The organism is Salinivibrio proteolyticus, from assembly GCF_001996165.1.
GTDB lineage: Bacteria > Pseudomonadota > Gammaproteobacteria > Enterobacterales > Vibrionaceae > Salinivibrio > Salinivibrio proteolyticus.
In genome coordinates, this window is the sequence record NZ_MUFP01000004.1 from 136,948 (window position 1) to 152,551 (window position 15,604).

13 protein-coding genes and 2 pseudogenes are annotated in these 15,604 nt (G+C 52.6%); 6 read left to right on the top strand and 9 right to left on the bottom strand.

Going from position 1 to position 15,604, the window contains the following annotated elements; genetic code table 11:
• Positions 1 to 77: 77 nt before the first annotated feature.
• Positions 78 to 839, top strand: coding sequence for a DUF481 domain-containing protein (locus BZJ19_RS04045; RefSeq protein ID WP_077674679.1), 762 nt, complete (start codon positions 78 to 80; stop codon positions 837 to 839).
• Between the two features lie 72 nt (positions 840 to 911).
• On the opposite strand, the gene rplI is transcribed toward BZJ19_RS04045, so the two are convergent.
• From rplI to rpsF, 4 genes are read right to left on the bottom strand one after another with little or no spacing between them, the layout of a single operon-like run.
• On the bottom strand, positions 912 to 1,361 hold the full coding sequence (gene rplI / locus BZJ19_RS04050) for a 50S ribosomal protein L9 (protein ID WP_077674680.1): 450 nt from the start codon (positions 1,359 to 1,361) through the stop codon (positions 912 to 914).
• A gap of 32 nt (positions 1,362 to 1,393) precedes the next feature.
• Positions 1,394 to 1,621 carry a 30S ribosomal protein S18 gene (gene rpsR, locus BZJ19_RS04055; RefSeq protein WP_069589695.1) on the bottom strand — a complete coding sequence of 76 codons (228 nt, stop codon included), beginning with the start codon at positions 1,619 to 1,621 and terminating at the stop codon, positions 1,394 to 1,396.
• Positions 1,622 to 1,637: 16 nt separating this feature from the next.
• Positions 1,638 to 1,940 (bottom strand): primosomal replication protein N, encoded by a 303-nt coding sequence (priB, locus tag BZJ19_RS04060; RefSeq protein WP_077480280.1) that lies wholly within the window; start codon positions 1,938 to 1,940, stop codon positions 1,638 to 1,640.
• 8 nt (positions 1,941 to 1,948) lie between these two features.
• Positions 1,949 to 2,353, bottom strand: a complete 405-nt coding sequence (rpsF, locus tag BZJ19_RS04065) for a 30S ribosomal protein S6 (RefSeq protein ID WP_077480281.1) — start codon at positions 2,351 to 2,353, stop codon at positions 1,949 to 1,951.
• Positions 2,354 to 2,953: 600 nt separating this feature from the next.
• Here rpsF and BZJ19_RS04075 point away from each other — a divergent pair.
• The 5 genes and pseudogenes from BZJ19_RS04075 (at position 2,954) to BZJ19_RS17440 (ending at position 9,644) form a co-directional block, all read left to right on the top strand.
• Complete coding sequence (locus BZJ19_RS04075) at positions 2,954 to 5,779, top strand: glycosyl hydrolase family 18 protein (protein ID WP_077674682.1); 2,826 nt, start codon at positions 2,954 to 2,956, stop codon at positions 5,777 to 5,779.
• Positions 5,780 to 5,831: 52 nt separating this feature from the next.
• Positions 5,832 to 7,004 (top strand): lytic polysaccharide monooxygenase, encoded by a 1,173-nt coding sequence (locus BZJ19_RS04080; protein WP_077674683.1) that lies wholly within the window; start codon positions 5,832 to 5,834, stop codon positions 7,002 to 7,004.
• An 18-nt stretch (positions 7,005 to 7,022) separates the two neighbouring features.
• Positions 7,023 to 9,017: pseudogene (locus BZJ19_RS04085) on the top strand (glycosyl hydrolase family 18 protein); the annotation flags it as partial.
• 81 nt (positions 9,018 to 9,098) lie between these two features.
• Positions 9,099 to 9,335, top strand: a pseudogene (locus tag BZJ19_RS17435) (Ig-like domain-containing protein); the annotation flags it as partial.
• Between the two features lie 9 nt (positions 9,336 to 9,344).
• Positions 9,345 to 9,644, top strand: coding sequence for a carbohydrate-binding protein (locus BZJ19_RS17440; protein WP_420876430.1), 300 nt, complete (start codon positions 9,345 to 9,347; stop codon positions 9,642 to 9,644).
• 78 nt (positions 9,645 to 9,722) lie between these two features.
• Here the strand turns inward: BZJ19_RS17440 and rlmB are convergent, their stop codons facing one another.
• The 5 genes from rlmB to BZJ19_RS04110 all read right to left on the bottom strand — a co-directional run bounded on the left by rlmB (position 9,723) and on the right by BZJ19_RS04110 (position 15,595).
• Positions 9,723 to 10,457 carry a 23S rRNA (guanosine(2251)-2'-O)-methyltransferase RlmB gene (rlmB, locus tag BZJ19_RS04090; RefSeq protein ID WP_077674685.1) on the bottom strand — a complete coding sequence of 245 codons (735 nt, stop codon included), beginning with the start codon at positions 10,455 to 10,457 and terminating at the stop codon, positions 9,723 to 9,725.
• A 3-nt stretch (positions 10,458 to 10,460) separates the two neighbouring features.
• Positions 10,461 to 12,956: a ribonuclease R gene (rnr, locus tag BZJ19_RS04095; protein WP_069589703.1), complete on the bottom strand. Its 2,496-nt coding sequence runs from the start codon at positions 12,954 to 12,956 to the stop codon at positions 10,461 to 10,463.
• Between the two features lie 208 nt (positions 12,957 to 13,164).
• Positions 13,165 to 13,785, bottom strand: coding sequence for a flagellar protein MotX (gene motX / locus BZJ19_RS04100; RefSeq protein ID WP_077480287.1), 621 nt, complete (start codon positions 13,783 to 13,785; stop codon positions 13,165 to 13,167).
• Positions 13,786 to 13,986: 201 nt separating this feature from the next.
• Positions 13,987 to 15,285, bottom strand: a complete 1,299-nt coding sequence (locus tag BZJ19_RS04105) for an adenylosuccinate synthase (RefSeq protein WP_077674686.1) — start codon at positions 15,283 to 15,285, stop codon at positions 13,987 to 13,989.
• 124 nt (positions 15,286 to 15,409) lie between these two features.
• The gene (locus tag BZJ19_RS04110; protein WP_077662828.1) at positions 15,410 to 15,595 is read right to left on the bottom strand and encodes a DUF2065 domain-containing protein; all 186 of its coding nucleotides are present in this window, start codon (positions 15,593 to 15,595) and stop codon (positions 15,410 to 15,412) included.
• Positions 15,596 to 15,604 lie beyond the last annotated feature (9 nt).

The following is a 15,604-nucleotide window of genomic DNA, read 5'->3' on the forward strand; positions in this document are numbered from 1 at the left end:
ATTTTAACCCAAATTTGACCGCTTCAATGCTAACGATCCCTATCATAGCGCGCCTGAGACAGTGTGAGGGTAAAGCCATGAAATCTGTTTATACGCCGCTTTGGATCTCACTATGTGTCGCGTGTATCAGTCCTGCCTATGCAACCGAGCAAGACGACACGCCAACGTCACCTTGGTCATCCGATATTTCCATCGGTTATCAACGTCTGGGCGGCAATGCCGATTCACAAACGATCAACAGTGAGTTAAACGGCCAATACCAAATCGAACAATACAGTTATCAAGCCAGCGTCAGTTTGCTGCAGGTTGAAAAAGATGGCGAAGAGGACAAACGCAAAACGGAGTTCGAATCCCAAGCCAATATGAAGCTTAGCGCGCAAAGCTATGCGCTGCTGAACGCCACGTACGTCGCTGACCGTTATGGTCCTTACTTTGACGACTTTATGCTCGCAACCGGTCTTGGCTACCAATGGATCGAGCGTGATGCATTGAGTGTCAGCACAGAGATAGGTCCCGGTTTTCGTTACCAACGGCCAAATTTGGACGAAATTGATGACGATGATCTGATCATGCCCTATTCGGTCAGTGAGCCAGTCGTCCGCGCCCAAGCCAAATGGCAGTGGCGGTTTTTAGGTAATGCCAGTATCGAGGGACGCACACAGGTTGTGTCTGGGGAAAGCAATACCAGCGTGGAAGGCGTGTTGTCGCTAGCTACCACGATTACCGAAAAGCTCTCGATTAAGCTGACGGGAAAACAAAACTACATGAGTGAAGTACCGCCGGGGCTGAAGCACCAAGACAGTGTGTTCACGGTTGGATTACGGTATCAGTGGCTTTAGCGGTTATCTATTCACAGGTATAAAAAAAGCCAGCCTTATCGGCTGGCTCTTTCACAAACATTGTCTTGGCAATTAAGCAGCAACAACGTTCACTTTTACGGTTGCGAACACGTCAGAGTGCAGTTGCACGCTGATTTCGTACTCACCAGTGTTGCGCAGCGCGCCTTCTGGTAGACGAACTTCGCTCTTCGCGATTTCAATGCCTGCTGCAGTTACAGCGTCAGCGATGTCACGAGTACCGATAGAACCGAACAGCTTGCCTTCGTCGCCCGCTTTAGATGCGATCTCAACCGCTTCTAGCGCTTCAACTTTCTCAGCACGCGCTTGAGCGGCAGCCAGTTGCTCAGCAACTTTTGCTTCTAGCTCAGCACGACGTGCTTCGAAGTGTTCGATGTTGGTTTTGGTTGCCATAACAGCCTTACCTTGTGGGATAAGGAAGTTACGCGCGTAACCAGACTTAACAGTTACCTGATCACCTAGGCCACCCAGGTTACCGATTTTATCAAGTAGAATAACTTGCATTCTTCAATCCTCTCTAACGTGGACAGTTCCGATTACTGATGCTTGTCAGTGTACGGCAGCAGGGCCAGGTAACGAGCGCGCTTGATAGCACGAGCCAGTTGACGCTGGTACTTAGCACGAGTACCAGTGATACGGCTAGGTACAATCTTACCAGATTCGGTAATGTAGTTTTTTAGAGTCGCTACATCTTTGTAGTCGATCTCTTGTACGCCTTCTGCAGTGAAACGGCAGAATTTACGACGACGGAAGAAACGTGCCATGGGCTTATCTCCTGATCTAAATGTCTATAATGTGGTCAGCATGCAATACCAATTTTCCCTCGCCTTGTCGGCTGGTCTGGTAAGCGAGAAAACCGCTTACCTTGATATGGCTGCCTAAAGCTAAATTGTGAGTTTGTTGTGTTGACCCTTGCCCGCTTACCACCACCGGCAGACGACAATACACCTGACGGGAAAGGTTCGCTTCGAGTTGCGTGGAACGATGCTCTAACACAAAGTGGCAGTGCGGGATTCCTGCAGGGCTCTGGCGGTGGACCGGAGCTTTACTGATAACACCAGTAAGTTCCAATCGATTGGTCATCACAGCGATTACTCAGCAGCGCTCTCGCCTTCAGCTTTCGCTTCTGCACGCTCTTCGCGCTCAGGACGATCTTCACGCTTAGCCGTACGCTCTTCTTTAGCCTTCATCATGACAGATGGCTCAGTGATAGCGTCTTTAGTACGCATGATCATGTTACGGATCACAGCGTCGTTGAAGCGGAACGTGCTTTCTAGCTCGTCAATCACAGATTGCTCAGCTTCTACGTTCATCAGAACATAGTGTGCTTTGTGCAGTTTGTTGATTGGGTAAGCCAGTTGACGACGGCCCCAGTCTTCTAGACGGTGGATTTGACCACCCGCATCTTTGATAGACGCAGTGTAACGCTCGATCATGCCAGCAACTTGCTCGCTCTGATCAGGGTGCACCATGAATACGATTTCGTAATGACGCATTGAGTTGCTCCTTACGGATTAATCAGCTTCCACAATTGGCCCGGTCGTCCAGCGGAAGCAAGGAACGAAAAATAAAAGACCGAGAATCAGGCGCGAGATAGTACAGAATTGCAGCGCCATAAGCAAACAGATTTTCCGTTAATTTACTCACCTTCTGCCGCCGTGTCATAACCAAACCAAAACGCCTCGCGGCCTGTTCGATTATGGTCATTTTCATTCGTGTTCACTCGCACGACACAACCACTTAATTCGCGAAAAACAACAACTTACTGATAACAATTGGTGTGATATTGCGTCAAAAAACATGACAAACAGCAAAAAAATCAGGAAATCAAGCCTGCAAATTGTCAGGATTGGTCAACTTTCAAGCAATGTCACGCTATTGATGTACTTCTTTTTTACCAATAATTAATTTCTGAACCCGCGCTCAAATTATTACACTTCCGCCTCCATTTCTTGGCATCAATTGCCCAACATAACGGTTTTATTGCCTAGGCTTGACCTGAAAGTCGGTTTTTTACTGCAAAAAGCGTAGGGAAAGGACTCATCAATCGCTAACTGTATTGATGAAATTCGCTTCAAAAATTTTGGGAGCAAAATATGAAACTGATGACGCCATCACGTGCCGTCGCGCTAGGTTTGGCGGGGCTCGCGTTAACTAGCCCCAGCGTGCATGCTGCGGTTGATTGCCAGCCTCTGCCYGATTGGCAGAATGGCAATACCTACACCAAAGGGGATCAAGTCAAAGCGGACAATACCGCCTATGAGGCAAGGTGGTGGACGCAAGCCGATCCTGCCACTCAGTCTGGCGAATGGAAAGCATGGAAAATCCTCGGTCAGTGCGCGGGCAGCGTCAACCAAGCCCCTACCGCAATCTTAACCGTTTCTCCGTCTGGACCCGTTGAGGTTGGCGACACACTCACCTTCACCCTCGCCGGAAGAGACACGGATGGCACAGTGACCTCATTCGTGCTCTCACAAGGCGACACTGTCTTATATGAAGGAGCAGAAGCGACTTCCATCGGCTGGCAAGCCGAACAAACGGGTCGTTTTACCTTTACCCTCACCGTGACCGACGACAAAGGCGCCACCGACACCCAAACATTGCAACAGGTGGTGGGTGATGACCAAACCGGCGGCGATGAGTATGCCTGTCGTCCGGCTGGTTTATACACCACCCCCAACGTCGACGTGCCGTATTGCTCTGTGTATGACGAGAACGGCCTTGAAGACATGGGCGCCGATCACCCTCGCCGTGTCATTGGCTACTTCACCAGCTGGCGAAACGGCGCCAACGACCAGCCCGCTTATTTAGTCAGCGATATTCCTTGGGACAAGATCACCCACATTAACTACGCCTTTGCTCACGTCAACGCGGACAACCAATTGTCTATCGGCAATCCCAATGCGCCCGATAATCCAGCAACCCAAATGACCTGGCCGGGCGTAGCCGGCGCAGAGATGGATCCAACCCTGCCGTACAAAGGCCACTTTAACTTGCTCAACAAGTATAAAAAGCAGCACCCCGACGTGAAAACGCTGATCTCCGTGGGAGGTTGGGCTGAAACCGGGGGCTACTTCGGTGAAAACGGCGAGCGTATCGACAGTGGCGGTTTCTACACCATGACCACCAATGCCGATGGCAGTGTCAACCAAGCAGGCATTAAGGCTTTCACCGACAGTGCCGTCGCCTTCTTGCGTCAGTATGGCTTTGACGGTCTAGACATTGATTATGAATATCCATCGTCAATGAAAGACTCTGGCCACCCTGACGATTTCGAGTACTCCAACCCACGTCGGGCGCACTTGAATAAATCCTACCAAGTGCTGATGAAGTCGCTACGTGAAGCGCTCGATAAAGCCAGTGCACAAGATGGCAAGCACTATATGCTGACCATCGCCGCACCGTCATCGGGTTACTTATTGCGCGGGATGGAAACCTTCCAAACTACCCAATACTTAGATTACGTCAACATCATGAGCTATGACCTACATGGGGCATGGAATGATCATGTTGGCCATCAAGCGCCGCTATACGACACCGGCGAAGACTCGGAGCTTAAACAGTGGAATGTCTACCAAACCCCTGAGTTCGAGGGAATTGGTTATCTAAATACCGACTGGGCAGCAACCTATTTTATGGGCGGTATGTCACCCGGCCGCATCAATATCGGTATCCCGTATTACACCCGTGGCTTTAAAGATGTGCAAGGTGGCGACAAAGGGCTTTGGGGACGCGCGCCATTACCAAACCAAAGTGAGTGCCCAGCCGGCACAGGTGTCGGTGAGAAAAACAAATGCGGAAACGGTGCAATCGGGATAGATAACCTTTGGCATGATGTGGACGAGCTCGGCAACGAAGTGCCTGCTGGCTCCAACCCTTTATGGCATGTGAAAAACCTGCTCGACGGCAAACTACCGGCCTACGCCGCGGAGTACGGACTCGATCCTGAGCAAGATCCTAGCGACCGTCTCACCGGTAATTATCAACGTTATTACGATGACATCGCCAAAGCGCCGTGGGTTTGGAACGAAGAAAAACGCGTATTCCTATCGATGGAAGACGAAACCTCGATGGCCGAAAAGGTCGACTACGTGATCAATAAAGGTCTAGGCGGGGTGATGTTCTGGGAGCTGGCGGGGGATTATCGCTATGATGATCAGCGTCAAGCCTACTTTATGGGCGATACCCTGACTTCGCTGGCGTACCAAACCTTTAAGCAAGCTGGCAGCGACTACTCACTGCAACGTGGCGATGCCAACTTCCAAGTGCCAAGCGAGCAAGTGGATGTCACCTTTGACGCGCTGAACTTCCCAGTGGGCGATGACAACTATCCTATTCGCCCCACGTTCCGCTTTACCAACCACTCGGATCTGGACTTATCGGGCGCCACCATCAGCTTTGATGTGCCCGTGTCTACCTCGGCCATTTTTAAATCTGACTGGAACGCTCAGAAAAAGCTACGCATGGAAGTGGTCCGTGATAGCAGCAACGCCAGTGGCAACAATATCGGCGGGTTTGATGCTACGCACCATCGCTTTGCCATCACCCTGATTAACGAATGGGGCGGCATTGAGCAAAGCTTTAAGCCCGGTGAAACCTTGGATGCTCAGGTGATGTACTACATGCCGATCACCAACCCGACCAATATCACCATCGAAAAAGATGGCCAGCGCTATGCGGTGAAGCAGGAGTATCCAAGCCTTCCGCCTGCGCTACCCGGTAGCACCAGCCAAAGTGGCGGAGAGTCTCAGTGTCCCGGCGTCGATGTTGCCAGCCTGAGTACCTATCCCAACTGGCCTAACGGGGGCAACCATGCCAGCGGTGGCGACCAACTTATCTACCAAGATGCGGTATGGGAAGCCAAGTGGTGGACCCAAGCGGCACCCGGTGGTCAAGCTTGGCGCCAAGTCTGCAGTCTCTAATCCATTTCTGGTCTTGAATGCGGGGGCTGCGTGCCCCCGTTAAGGAGTCATTATGTTCAAGTCTTCGTTCACACAGTTTTCCTGTCGTACCGCCGTGGCCCTTGCGCTGGTCGCAAGCAGTTCACAGGTGATGGCACATGGCTATTTAGACAGTCCCAAAGCACGCCAAGCGATTTGCCATGAGCAAGGGGGCTATTGGTGGCCTTCAGATGGGTCACGTATTCCCAATGCTGCCTGTCGCGCTGCGTTCTTAGAGTCGGGGCACTACCCGTTTGTGCAACACCACGAATCAGCGCAATTGGTGGCGGATTACCGCAATATGGATGCGGTGAAAGCGGCCGTTACCGATGGCAACTTATGTGGTGCCGGCGATCCCAATAAAGCCGGGATCAGTTTGCCCTCACCGGATTGGCAACGGACCGAAGTCACCCCAGATGGCAATGGCCAAATTGACGTACGTTTTCGCGCCACCACACCTCACAACCCAAGCTATTGGGAAATTTATCTCACCAAGCCAGACTACAACGGCGCGACCGATGCGCTGACGTGGGATGATCTCGAGAAGATCGACACCTTTGGCGATCTGCCCATTGTGATCGGCGATGACGGAAACCGTTATTACGAGATGACTGTGACCCTGCCCGCCGATCGTCAAGGTGACGCCATTCTCTATAGCCGTTGGCAACGCATTGATCCGGCCGGTGAAGGCTTCTACAACTGTGCCGACATCACTATCACCCCCAGTCAGACAGCGCCAGCCCAATGGCACGAGCTGGGCTACTTTGTCCCACATCCACAAATGGCAGCTTTGGGCGATCGCGTACGTGCCCGCTTGCACAACCGCCAAGGCCAAGAAGTGGTAGATGTCACACTCACATTGACGGACCAAAATGTGGCGAATTGGCCACAAGCGCTGGCCAGCCTTATCGAACAACAGGCTAACGAGCCCTTACGTATCGGGGTGATGCGCAACGGTGAGATCCAGTTTAATGCCGATGACGTGGTGCAAAACCAAGTCTTTAGCCATCACGATAGCTATAGCTTCAACCTGTCGGTGATCCCGGCTACCGACGAACCCACCAGCAACCTGCCCGCGTGGAGCGCTTCTGAGGTCTATGTGGCCAAGGATCGCGTGCGCTACGGCGACAACATCTACCAAGCAAAATGGTGGACACGAAACGAGCAACCCGGCGCTGCCCTTGTTTGGCAACGCGTGACACAATAAGGAGCAAACATGAAGCCAATGACCCTACTCTCTCTGGCGATTGCTGGGGCACTGGGTGCCAGCCACGCCGTGGCGGCCCCCTCAACCCCAAGTTTGGACTGGAAGCCACAAAACTATTCTTTTGTTGAAGTCGACGAATATGGCCGCGGATCGTACAAAGATCTGGTACAACGCGTGGACGAAGTCCAAATTGAAATTAAATGGAATGCCTGGTCCGGTGATGGTGGTGACAGCTACAAGGTGTACTTTGACGATCAGGTCGTTAATCAAGGCACTTTACCGGCAGGAACCAAATCTGGCGTTGTCACTTTCCCCTATGACAAAGGAGGCCGCCACCAGCTTAAACTCGCCTTATGTGAGGGAGGCGTGGATGGCCAGTGCGCGACCAGTGCCGCCAAACCCATCGTGATCGCAGACACCGACGGTGTGCACCTTGACCCACTGCCGATGAATGTCGACCCCAATAACAATGACTACCCCAAACAGCCTGATACCGTGGTGGGGGCATACTTTGTCGAATGGGGCATTTATGGCCGTAACTTCGATGTCAGTCAGGTGCCCGCGGGGAATCTCACCCACATCTTATATGGCTTTATCCCCATTTGTGGCCCCAATGAGTCATTGGGCGACATCGAAAATGGCAACAGCTTGCGCGCACTAGAACTCGCCTGCCAAGGCTCACAAGACTATGAAGTGGTGATCCACGATCCTTGGGCGGCGATTCAGAAAAAACTGCCCGGCACACCAGCTAAAGATCCGATTGGTGGCACTTATGCGCAAATGATGGCGCTCAAGCAGCGCTACCCGGATCTGAAAATTCTCCCATCCGTGGGCGGCTGGACCCTATCAGACCCCTTCTATGATTTCACCGACAAAGCCAACCGTGATGTCTTTGTTGCGTCGATGAAAGAGTTCCTACAAACCTGGAAGTTCTATGATGGGGTCGACATTGACTGGGAATACCCAGGCGGTGGCGGTGCCAACCCAGATCTGGGCAATCCAGATAAAGACAGCCAAGCCTACGCGGCCTTAATGCGTGAGCTGCGCGCGATGTTGGATGAGCTCGAAGCCGATACCGGCCGTGAGTACCAACTCACCTCGGCCGTCGGTGCCGGTTATGACAAAATCGCCAACGTCGATTACAGTGCCAGCGCGCCGTACATGGATTACATCTTTGCCATGACTTACGACTTTTTCGGCGCGTGGAATAATGTCACCGGTCACCAAACCGCCCTCTACTGCGGCAGTCATATGAGCGCCGATGAATGTGATGGTACTGGCGTCGATGATAACGGCGAGCCCCGCAAAGGCCCTGCCTACACGCTCGATAATGGCGTGCAATTACTGCTAGAAAGCGGCGTACCACCGGAAAAAATGGTGATTGGCACCGCGATGTACGGCCGTGGCTGGGAAGGCGTTTTCCCTGCCAATGCGACCGATCCTAGCAACCCGATGACCGCACCCGGAAATGGCCCGATCAAAGGCAGCACCGCAGACGGTATTTGGGAAGCCGGTGTGATTGACTACAAAGGCATCGTCAAATCAATGCTCGGCAGCGCGGGGAACGGTATCAATGGCTTCCAACCCGGTTATGATGAGCAAGCCGAAGCGGCTTATGTTTGGAACCCAGACAACGGTAAGCTCGTCACTTATGACAACCAGCGCTCGGTCAAAGCCAAAGGCCAGTATGTGCGCAATCACAACTTCGCCGGTTTGTTTGCTTGGGAAATCGATGCCGACAATGGCGATATCCTCAATGCGATGCACGAAGGCCTAGCACAGGATGGTCAGCCGCCAGTCAATAGTGCTCCAACCGTCACCCTTGCGCAGCAAATCTATACGCTGGCGCCCGGAGCGTCGTTAACCATTGCCGCCAATGGGCGTGATCGGGATGGCGATGCCCTGACCTATCGCTGGCAAGGCGATGCGGCGTTGGCTCTGACCAATAGCGACACGGATTCGGTCACCGTGACCGCCCCCGATGTGAGCACCAGCACCGACTATTCCCTGTCGGTGACGGTATCGGACGGCCAAGCCAATGCCGAGGCCAGCGCCATCATTAAGGTGGTGGTACCGGGTGAAAACCAAGCTCCTACCGTGGCACCTATCGCCCCTGTTAGCCTGAAAAGCGGTGAGCAAACCAGCGTTACGATTGAGGCAAACGACCCAGATGGCGATACACTCAGCTACACCTACCGTGCATCCGGCGATCTGGCCGTTTCTGGCACCGGTGATCAGGTCACTCTGACCGCGCCCACCGTGACGGAGAATCGCGACTATGTRGTCACGGTCGAGGTCAGCGATGGCGACAAAACCACGCAAGCGCAGTTCACGGTAACTGTGACGCCGGCCAGTGGCTTGCCAGCATGGGATGAAAACACCGTGTACGTCGGCGGCGATCGTGTCCTATATCAAGGGGTTGAGTATCGCGCCAAGTGGTGGACCAAAGGCCAGCGCCCAGACCAAGGCGACCCATGGGAACGCGTCGGGGATAGCCAAGCCAACCAAAGCAGTGAATGGCAAGCGACCGTCGCTTATTCCGGCGGCGCTGAAGTTGAATATAACAACCAACGCTACCAAGCCAAGTGGTGGACGCAAGGCGACAAACCCGGCAGCGCCGCGGTCTGGCAATTACTGTAACGGTTTTTCACTTCCCAAAATGACAAAACGCCCCAAGCTGGGGCGTTTTTCTTCAACGGTGAACAAGAGACACTGCAGTTAACGACGCTGACGCACCGCTTCATACAAGCAGACGCCGGTCGCCACGGACACATTCAAGCTCGACACACTGCCCGCCATCGGAATCCGGATCAGCTCATCACAGGTTTCRCGCGTCAAACGGCGCATGCCATCTCCTTCTGCGCCCATCACTAAGGCGAGCGGCCCCACCAATTTGGTGTCGTAAACATCATGAACGGCTTCACCCGCCGTACCCACAAACCACACGCCCTGCTCTTTGAGCGCACGCATGGTTCGCGCTAAGTTGGTGACGCGCACTAAAGGCACGACTTCAGCGGCGCCACAGGCCACTTTTCGCGCCGTGGCATTAAGCTGAGCGGATTTGTCTTTCGGGACAATCACCGCACTCACTCCAGCTGCATCGGCGGTGCGTAGGCACGCCCCCAAGTTGTGAGGGTCAGTTACCCCATCAAGCACCAGCAGCAAGGGGTTCTCGGTGTTGGCGAGGATCGCCTCCAAGTCATTTTCGTTATACTGACGGCCCGCTTTGACACGTGCCACAATCCCTTGATGCGACGCACCTTGGGTTTTGTCGTCTAACGCTTTGCGGCCAACTTGCTGAATACTGATCCCCAGCATCGCTAATTCGTTTAGTACAGGCACTAAGCGTTCGTCTTGACGGCCTTTTAGCACCATCACGTCAATAAAGCGAGATGGATCAGTCGCAAGCACGGCTTGGACGGCATGAATGCCGTAAATGGTTTCATTACTCATGGGTTACTTCTTTTTCTTGACCGCTTTAGGTTTTTGCTTCTTCGCCTTTTTCTTGCGTGCTTTTTCCGCAGGCGACTTACCTTTGCCCTTCTTGCCTTTTTTCTCTGCAGGGGCCTTGTCTTCTTCAACGCTTGGCACGGCGCCACGTTTCAGTTGCTGACGCACGGACATTCGCTCGCGACGGGCTTGTGGGTCTTTATTCGACTCCGCACGGCCTTTCTTGCGTTTGTCACGGGCTGTTTTCCCCGGACGACGGGCTTTGCGCTCAGAGCCTACCAGCTCAAAGTCGATTTGTCGCTCATCCAAGTTAACGGCTAAGACTTTCACGGTCACCTGATCGCCGAGTCGGAACACACGTCCCGAGCCTTCACCGACCAAGCGTTGACCCACCATATCAAAGCGATAGTAATCATTATCGAGGTTGGAAATATGGACCAAACCATCGATATGTAGCTCATTGAGGCGAACAAAGAAGCCAAAACCAGTGACATTGGCAATCACGCCTTCCAGCTCATCACCAACGTGATCTTGCATGTATTCGCACTTAAGCCAATCAGCCACATCACGGGTAGCATCATCAGCACGGCGTTCGGTTTTCGAACACTGCTCGCCGAGCACATCCATATCGTCAAATGAGTAGTGGTAGCCACCGGTCGGGGTCCAACGGTCTTGGTTTTTACCCGCTTGTTTGGCAATCAAATATTTGAGTGCACGGTGCAACAGCAAATCCGGATAGCGACGAATAGGCGAGGTAAAGTGTGCGTATTGCTTGAGCGCCAAACCGAAGTGGCCTTGGTTATCCGCTTGATACACCGCTTGCTTCATCGAGCGGAGCAACATGGTTTGGATCAGCTCACTGTCAGCGCGACCATGCACCACATGCATCAGTGCCGCGTAGTCTTTCGGCGTCGGCTCAAGGCCGCCGCTGAGACTCAAGCCTAACTCGCCTAAGAAATCTTTAAAGCCACTGAGGCGCTCTTCGCCCGGCGCTTCGTGGACACGATAAAGCGCAGGCTCTTTGTGTTTTTCCACAAAGCGTGCCGACGCGATATTGGCCAAGATCATACACTCTTCGATGATCTTGTGCGCATCGTTCCGCTCCACCGGCACAATACGGTCAATTTTACGCTGTGCGTTGAAAATAAACTGGGTTTCCACCGTCTCGAACTCAATCGCCCCGCGTTGTTGGCGCGCCTCACTGAGCACTTTGTACATATCGTGCAGGGTCTCTAAGTGCGGGACCAGAGAACGGTAGCGCTCACGCAACTCCTCATCGCCTTCAAGGATATGAGACACCTTGGTATAGGTCAGACGCGCGTGGGAATTCATCACCGCTTCGTAATGCTTGTAGCCAGATAGCGCCCCTGATTCAGAAATCGTCATCTCACACACCATACACAAGCGGTCGACTTGCGGGTTCAGCGAGCATAAGCCATTAGAAAGCACTTCCGGCAACATCGGCACGACTTGGTTAGGGAAGTAGACAGAGTTACCGCGGTTTTGCGCTTCTTTATCCAACGCCGAATCAGGTCGCACATAGTAGCTGACATCAGCAATCGCTACCCACAGACGCCAGCCGCCCGAGCGTTTACGTTCGCAATAGACCGCATCATCAAAGTCGCGGGCATCTTCACCATCGATGGTCACCAGTGGCAAATCACGCAGATCGACACGGCCCTCTTTGGCTTTTTCTGGTACTTCCTCACTCAAGCTTTTCACTTGCTTGAGCACGGCATCCGGCCATTGATGAGGAATATCGTGGGTGCGCATCGCAATTTCGATTTCCATGCCAGGCGCCATGTTCTCGCCCAGCACTTCAACAATCTTACCGACAGGGTTGGTTTGTCGGGTCGGGCGCTGCATGATCTCGACCACCACCACATTGCCCATACGCGCACCTTGGGTTTGCTCTTTGTCGATCACGATGTCTTGACCAAGACGGCTATCATCGGGCACGACAAAGCCCATGCCATCTTCCACAAAGTAACGACCCACGATCTGACCTTGGCGCGCCTCAAGCACACGCACTACACGGGCTTCTTTGCGGCCACGCTTATCGGTGCCGACACCTTGTGCCAAAATCACATCACCGTGCATCACACTACGCATTTGATGATGCGGTAACATCCAATCATCGTGATTGCCTTTGCCTTCTGGGCGTAGAAAGCCAAAGCCGTCTCGGTGACCGATGACAGTGCCTTTGACCAAATCTAACCGCTCAGGTAAGGCGTAACACTGACGACGGGTAAACACCAATTGGCCATCACGCTCCATGGCGCGCAGGCGTCGACGTAAGCCTTCATACTGTTCATCACCGGCGAGCCCCAAGTGTGCGAACAGATTGTCTCGACTTACCGGCGCTTTAAAGCTGCGTACAACCTCGAGCAGGTGTTCACGGCTAGGGACGGGATTGTCATATTTTTCTGCTTCACGAGCTTGGTGCGGATCGGCCGCAATGCCTGTGGGCGTATTTTTTGTCGAACCTGTGTCTTGCGACATAGACCTTTTCCTATTGGCGTATGTTGATTTCATTATATCTGTTAACTGACGCTAATGCGCCGCGATGATCGCAGTTTGACGTTTTGTTTCAGCGTCTTGCTTGTAAACAACGAGAGGAATATGGCGCAGACACCATATCGAATCAGATTGGAAACAGATGAGTGGCAACGAGTATAACGAATTTGTGTGACAAAATCGCTTTTTGTGCTTACCAATAACTGGTGCGACGTTTGGCGCGCGCAATAATGTTTTGTGGCATACGCGCTTCTAGCGCAGCACGCAGTTGAGCAATCCGGTTGCGGGTTTGGGTGTCCGCGGTAATGGTTTGATACAACCAACGGTATGCATCTTCATAATCGAGCGGCGAGCCGACATCATCCACCAGCAGCTCAGCCAGTAAGATGCGTGCACGCGTATCACCCAGCGAGGCCGCTTCACGCAGATAAGGAATGGCTCGGCGCTGGTCCTGCTGAACAAGCGTGCCATTGGCATAATAGCGTCCCAGTTGCTCAAGTGCCGCGGGTAAGCCTTGTTGTGCCGCCAGCTTCATGTAGTAAACGCCCAGCTCAGCGTCCTGATCCACACACACGCCCCACGCCAGCATATCACCGTATAAAAACTCATAGGCGGGCGATCCAACACGAGTGGCACGGGCTTCAATATCTTGGATCAATTGGCATTCGTCCTGCCTCACTCGCTCAAGATGAGAGTTGGTTTCGAACAAGGCAATCAATTCGCTCTCTTCATACACAGGCACAGCGGGGCCGACGTCCGCTTTGGCCGCTGCTGTTGACAACAAAAGAGAAAAAACTAGCGTTCGAAACTTCATGCCTACTCGCTATCAAAACAAAAAACTAAGCAGCAGCGTCAGGGCTACCTGTGCCTTTTTTGTATCGGCGCTATGTGAAATGACTTTAGCAAAGGCGGCAAGTTTTTTCCGCTATCGCGCGATCTCGATTCCAAGCTGCGCGAAAAAAGCATTAAAAAAGCCAGCGACAAGGCGCTGGCTTTTATCATTCAAAGCAATTGCTTATTCAGCAAACGGATGTACTTTGATGATGGTTTCGTTGCGGTCAGGACCCGTTGAAACAATATCAATCGGCACACCGGTCAGCTCTTCGATACGCTTGATGTAATCGAGCGCCGCTTGCGGCAGTTCGTCGAGAGATTTCACCCCAAAGGTGTTCTCGCTCCAGCCAGGCATGCTTTCATAGATAGGCTCGATGTTTTCGTACGCGTCAGCGGCCAGAGGTGATACCTCAACGGTTGAACCGTCTGCCATCTTGTAACCGGTACAAATTTTGATTTCTTCCAAGCCGTCCATCACGTCAAGCTTAGTCAGACAGAAACCTGATACTGAGTTGATTTGTACTGCACGACGCATCGCAACCGCATCAAACCAACCACAACGACGTTTACGGCCCGTGGTCGCACCAAATTCGGCACCTTTAGTGCCAAGGTGCATGCCAATCTCATCATCCAACTCAGTCGGGAATGGACCCGCACCGACACGCGTACAATACGCTTTAGCAATACCCAAGATATAGCCAAGGTGACGCGGACCAAAACCAGAACCTGCAGCAACGCCGCCGGCGGTGGTGTTCGATGAGGTAACATACGGATAAGTACCGTGGTCAATGTCTAGCAAGGTGCCTTGTGCGCCTTCAAACATGATTTTGTCACCACGTTTGCGGGCATCATCGAGCTCTTGAGTCACGTCCATCACCATACCGGTAAGGATGTCCGCTTGCTCCATGACTTTCGCCAAGGTCTCTTCATAGCTCACAGGGTCAGCCTTGTAGAAATGCTCAAGCTGGAAGTTATGGAATTCCATCACTTCTTTTAGCTTTTCAGCAAAGGCTTCTTTGTCGAACAGATCGCCAACACGCAAACCACGACGTGCCACTTTATCTTCGTATGCAGGCCCGATACCGCGACCGGTCGTACCGATGGCTTTCTTACCGCGTGCTTGCTCACGTGCTGCGTCAAGCGCAATGTGATATGGCAGGATCAGAGGACAAGCTTCTGACAGGAATAGGCGCTCACGAACCGGCACACCGCGCGCTTCCAGCTCACCCATTTCTTTCAGCAGAGCGTCCGGCGACAGCACAACACCGTTACCGATGATACATTTAACGTTGTTGCGAAGGATACCAGAAGGAATCAAGTGTAGGACGGTTTTCTCGCCGTCGATGACAAGAGTATGACCAGCATTGTGACCGCCTTGATAGCGAACCACGTATTTTGCGTCTTCAGTCAAAAGATCAACGATCTTTCCCTTACCTTCGTCACCCCATTGGGTGCCGAGAACTACTACGTTATTACCCATCTTTTTCGATATGCAGCTAGTTAAAAATGGATTCTAGCACCTTCAAAAAACGGTTGCAGTTATTTTTTAACCATAATGTCGTTTTCTTACCATGGGCTTGTCACGTCAAGCTGACAGCCCTTGGTTAACCCAAGAGGTAATAGGCGAATATCGCACCGATCACCACCAAACAGCCTCCGATACGTCGCAACTGATTATCCGGCTGTTGGCTCAGCTCAGTCACCATCTGTCGCCATTGCTTGGGGAATAACATGGGCCCCAGCCCTTCGACCACCAATACTAGCGCAAGCGCTCCCCATAATGTCGTCATGATTCATCC

Bases quoted from the DNA above. Each gene is read 5' to 3' on its own strand.
- BZJ19_RS04045 (WP_077674679.1), top strand. From the start codon at position 78: ATGAAATCTGTTTATACGCCGCTTTGGATCTCACTATGTGTCGCGTGT.
- rplI (WP_077674680.1), bottom strand. From the start codon at position 1,361: ATGCAAGTTATTCTACTTGATAAAATCGGTAACCTGGGTGGCCTAGGT.
- rpsR (WP_069589695.1), bottom strand. From the start codon at position 1,621: ATGGCACGTTTCTTCCGTCGTCGTAAATTCTGCCGTTTCACTGCAGAA.
- priB (WP_077480280.1), bottom strand. From the start codon at position 1,940: ATGACCAATCGATTGGAACTTACTGGTGTTATCAGTAAAGCTCCGGTC.
- rpsF (WP_077480281.1), bottom strand. From the start codon at position 2,353: ATGCGTCATTACGAAATCGTATTCATGGTGCACCCTGATCAGAGCGAG.
- BZJ19_RS04080 (WP_077674683.1), top strand. From the start codon at position 5,832: ATGTTCAAGTCTTCGTTCACACAGTTTTCCTGTCGTACCGCCGTGGCC.
- rnr (WP_069589703.1), bottom strand. From the start codon at position 12,956: ATGTCGCAAGACACAGGTTCGACAAAAAATACGCCCACAGGCATTGCG.
- motX (WP_077480287.1), bottom strand. From the start codon at position 13,785: ATGAAGTTTCGAACGCTAGTTTTTTCTCTTTTGTTGTCAACAGCAGCG.
- BZJ19_RS04105 (WP_077674686.1), bottom strand. From the start codon at position 15,285: ATGGGTAATAACGTAGTAGTTCTCGGCACCCAATGGGGTGACGAAGGT.
- BZJ19_RS04110 (WP_077662828.1), bottom strand. From the start codon at position 15,595: ATGACGACATTATGGGGAGCGCTTGCGCTAGTATTGGTGGTCGAAGGG.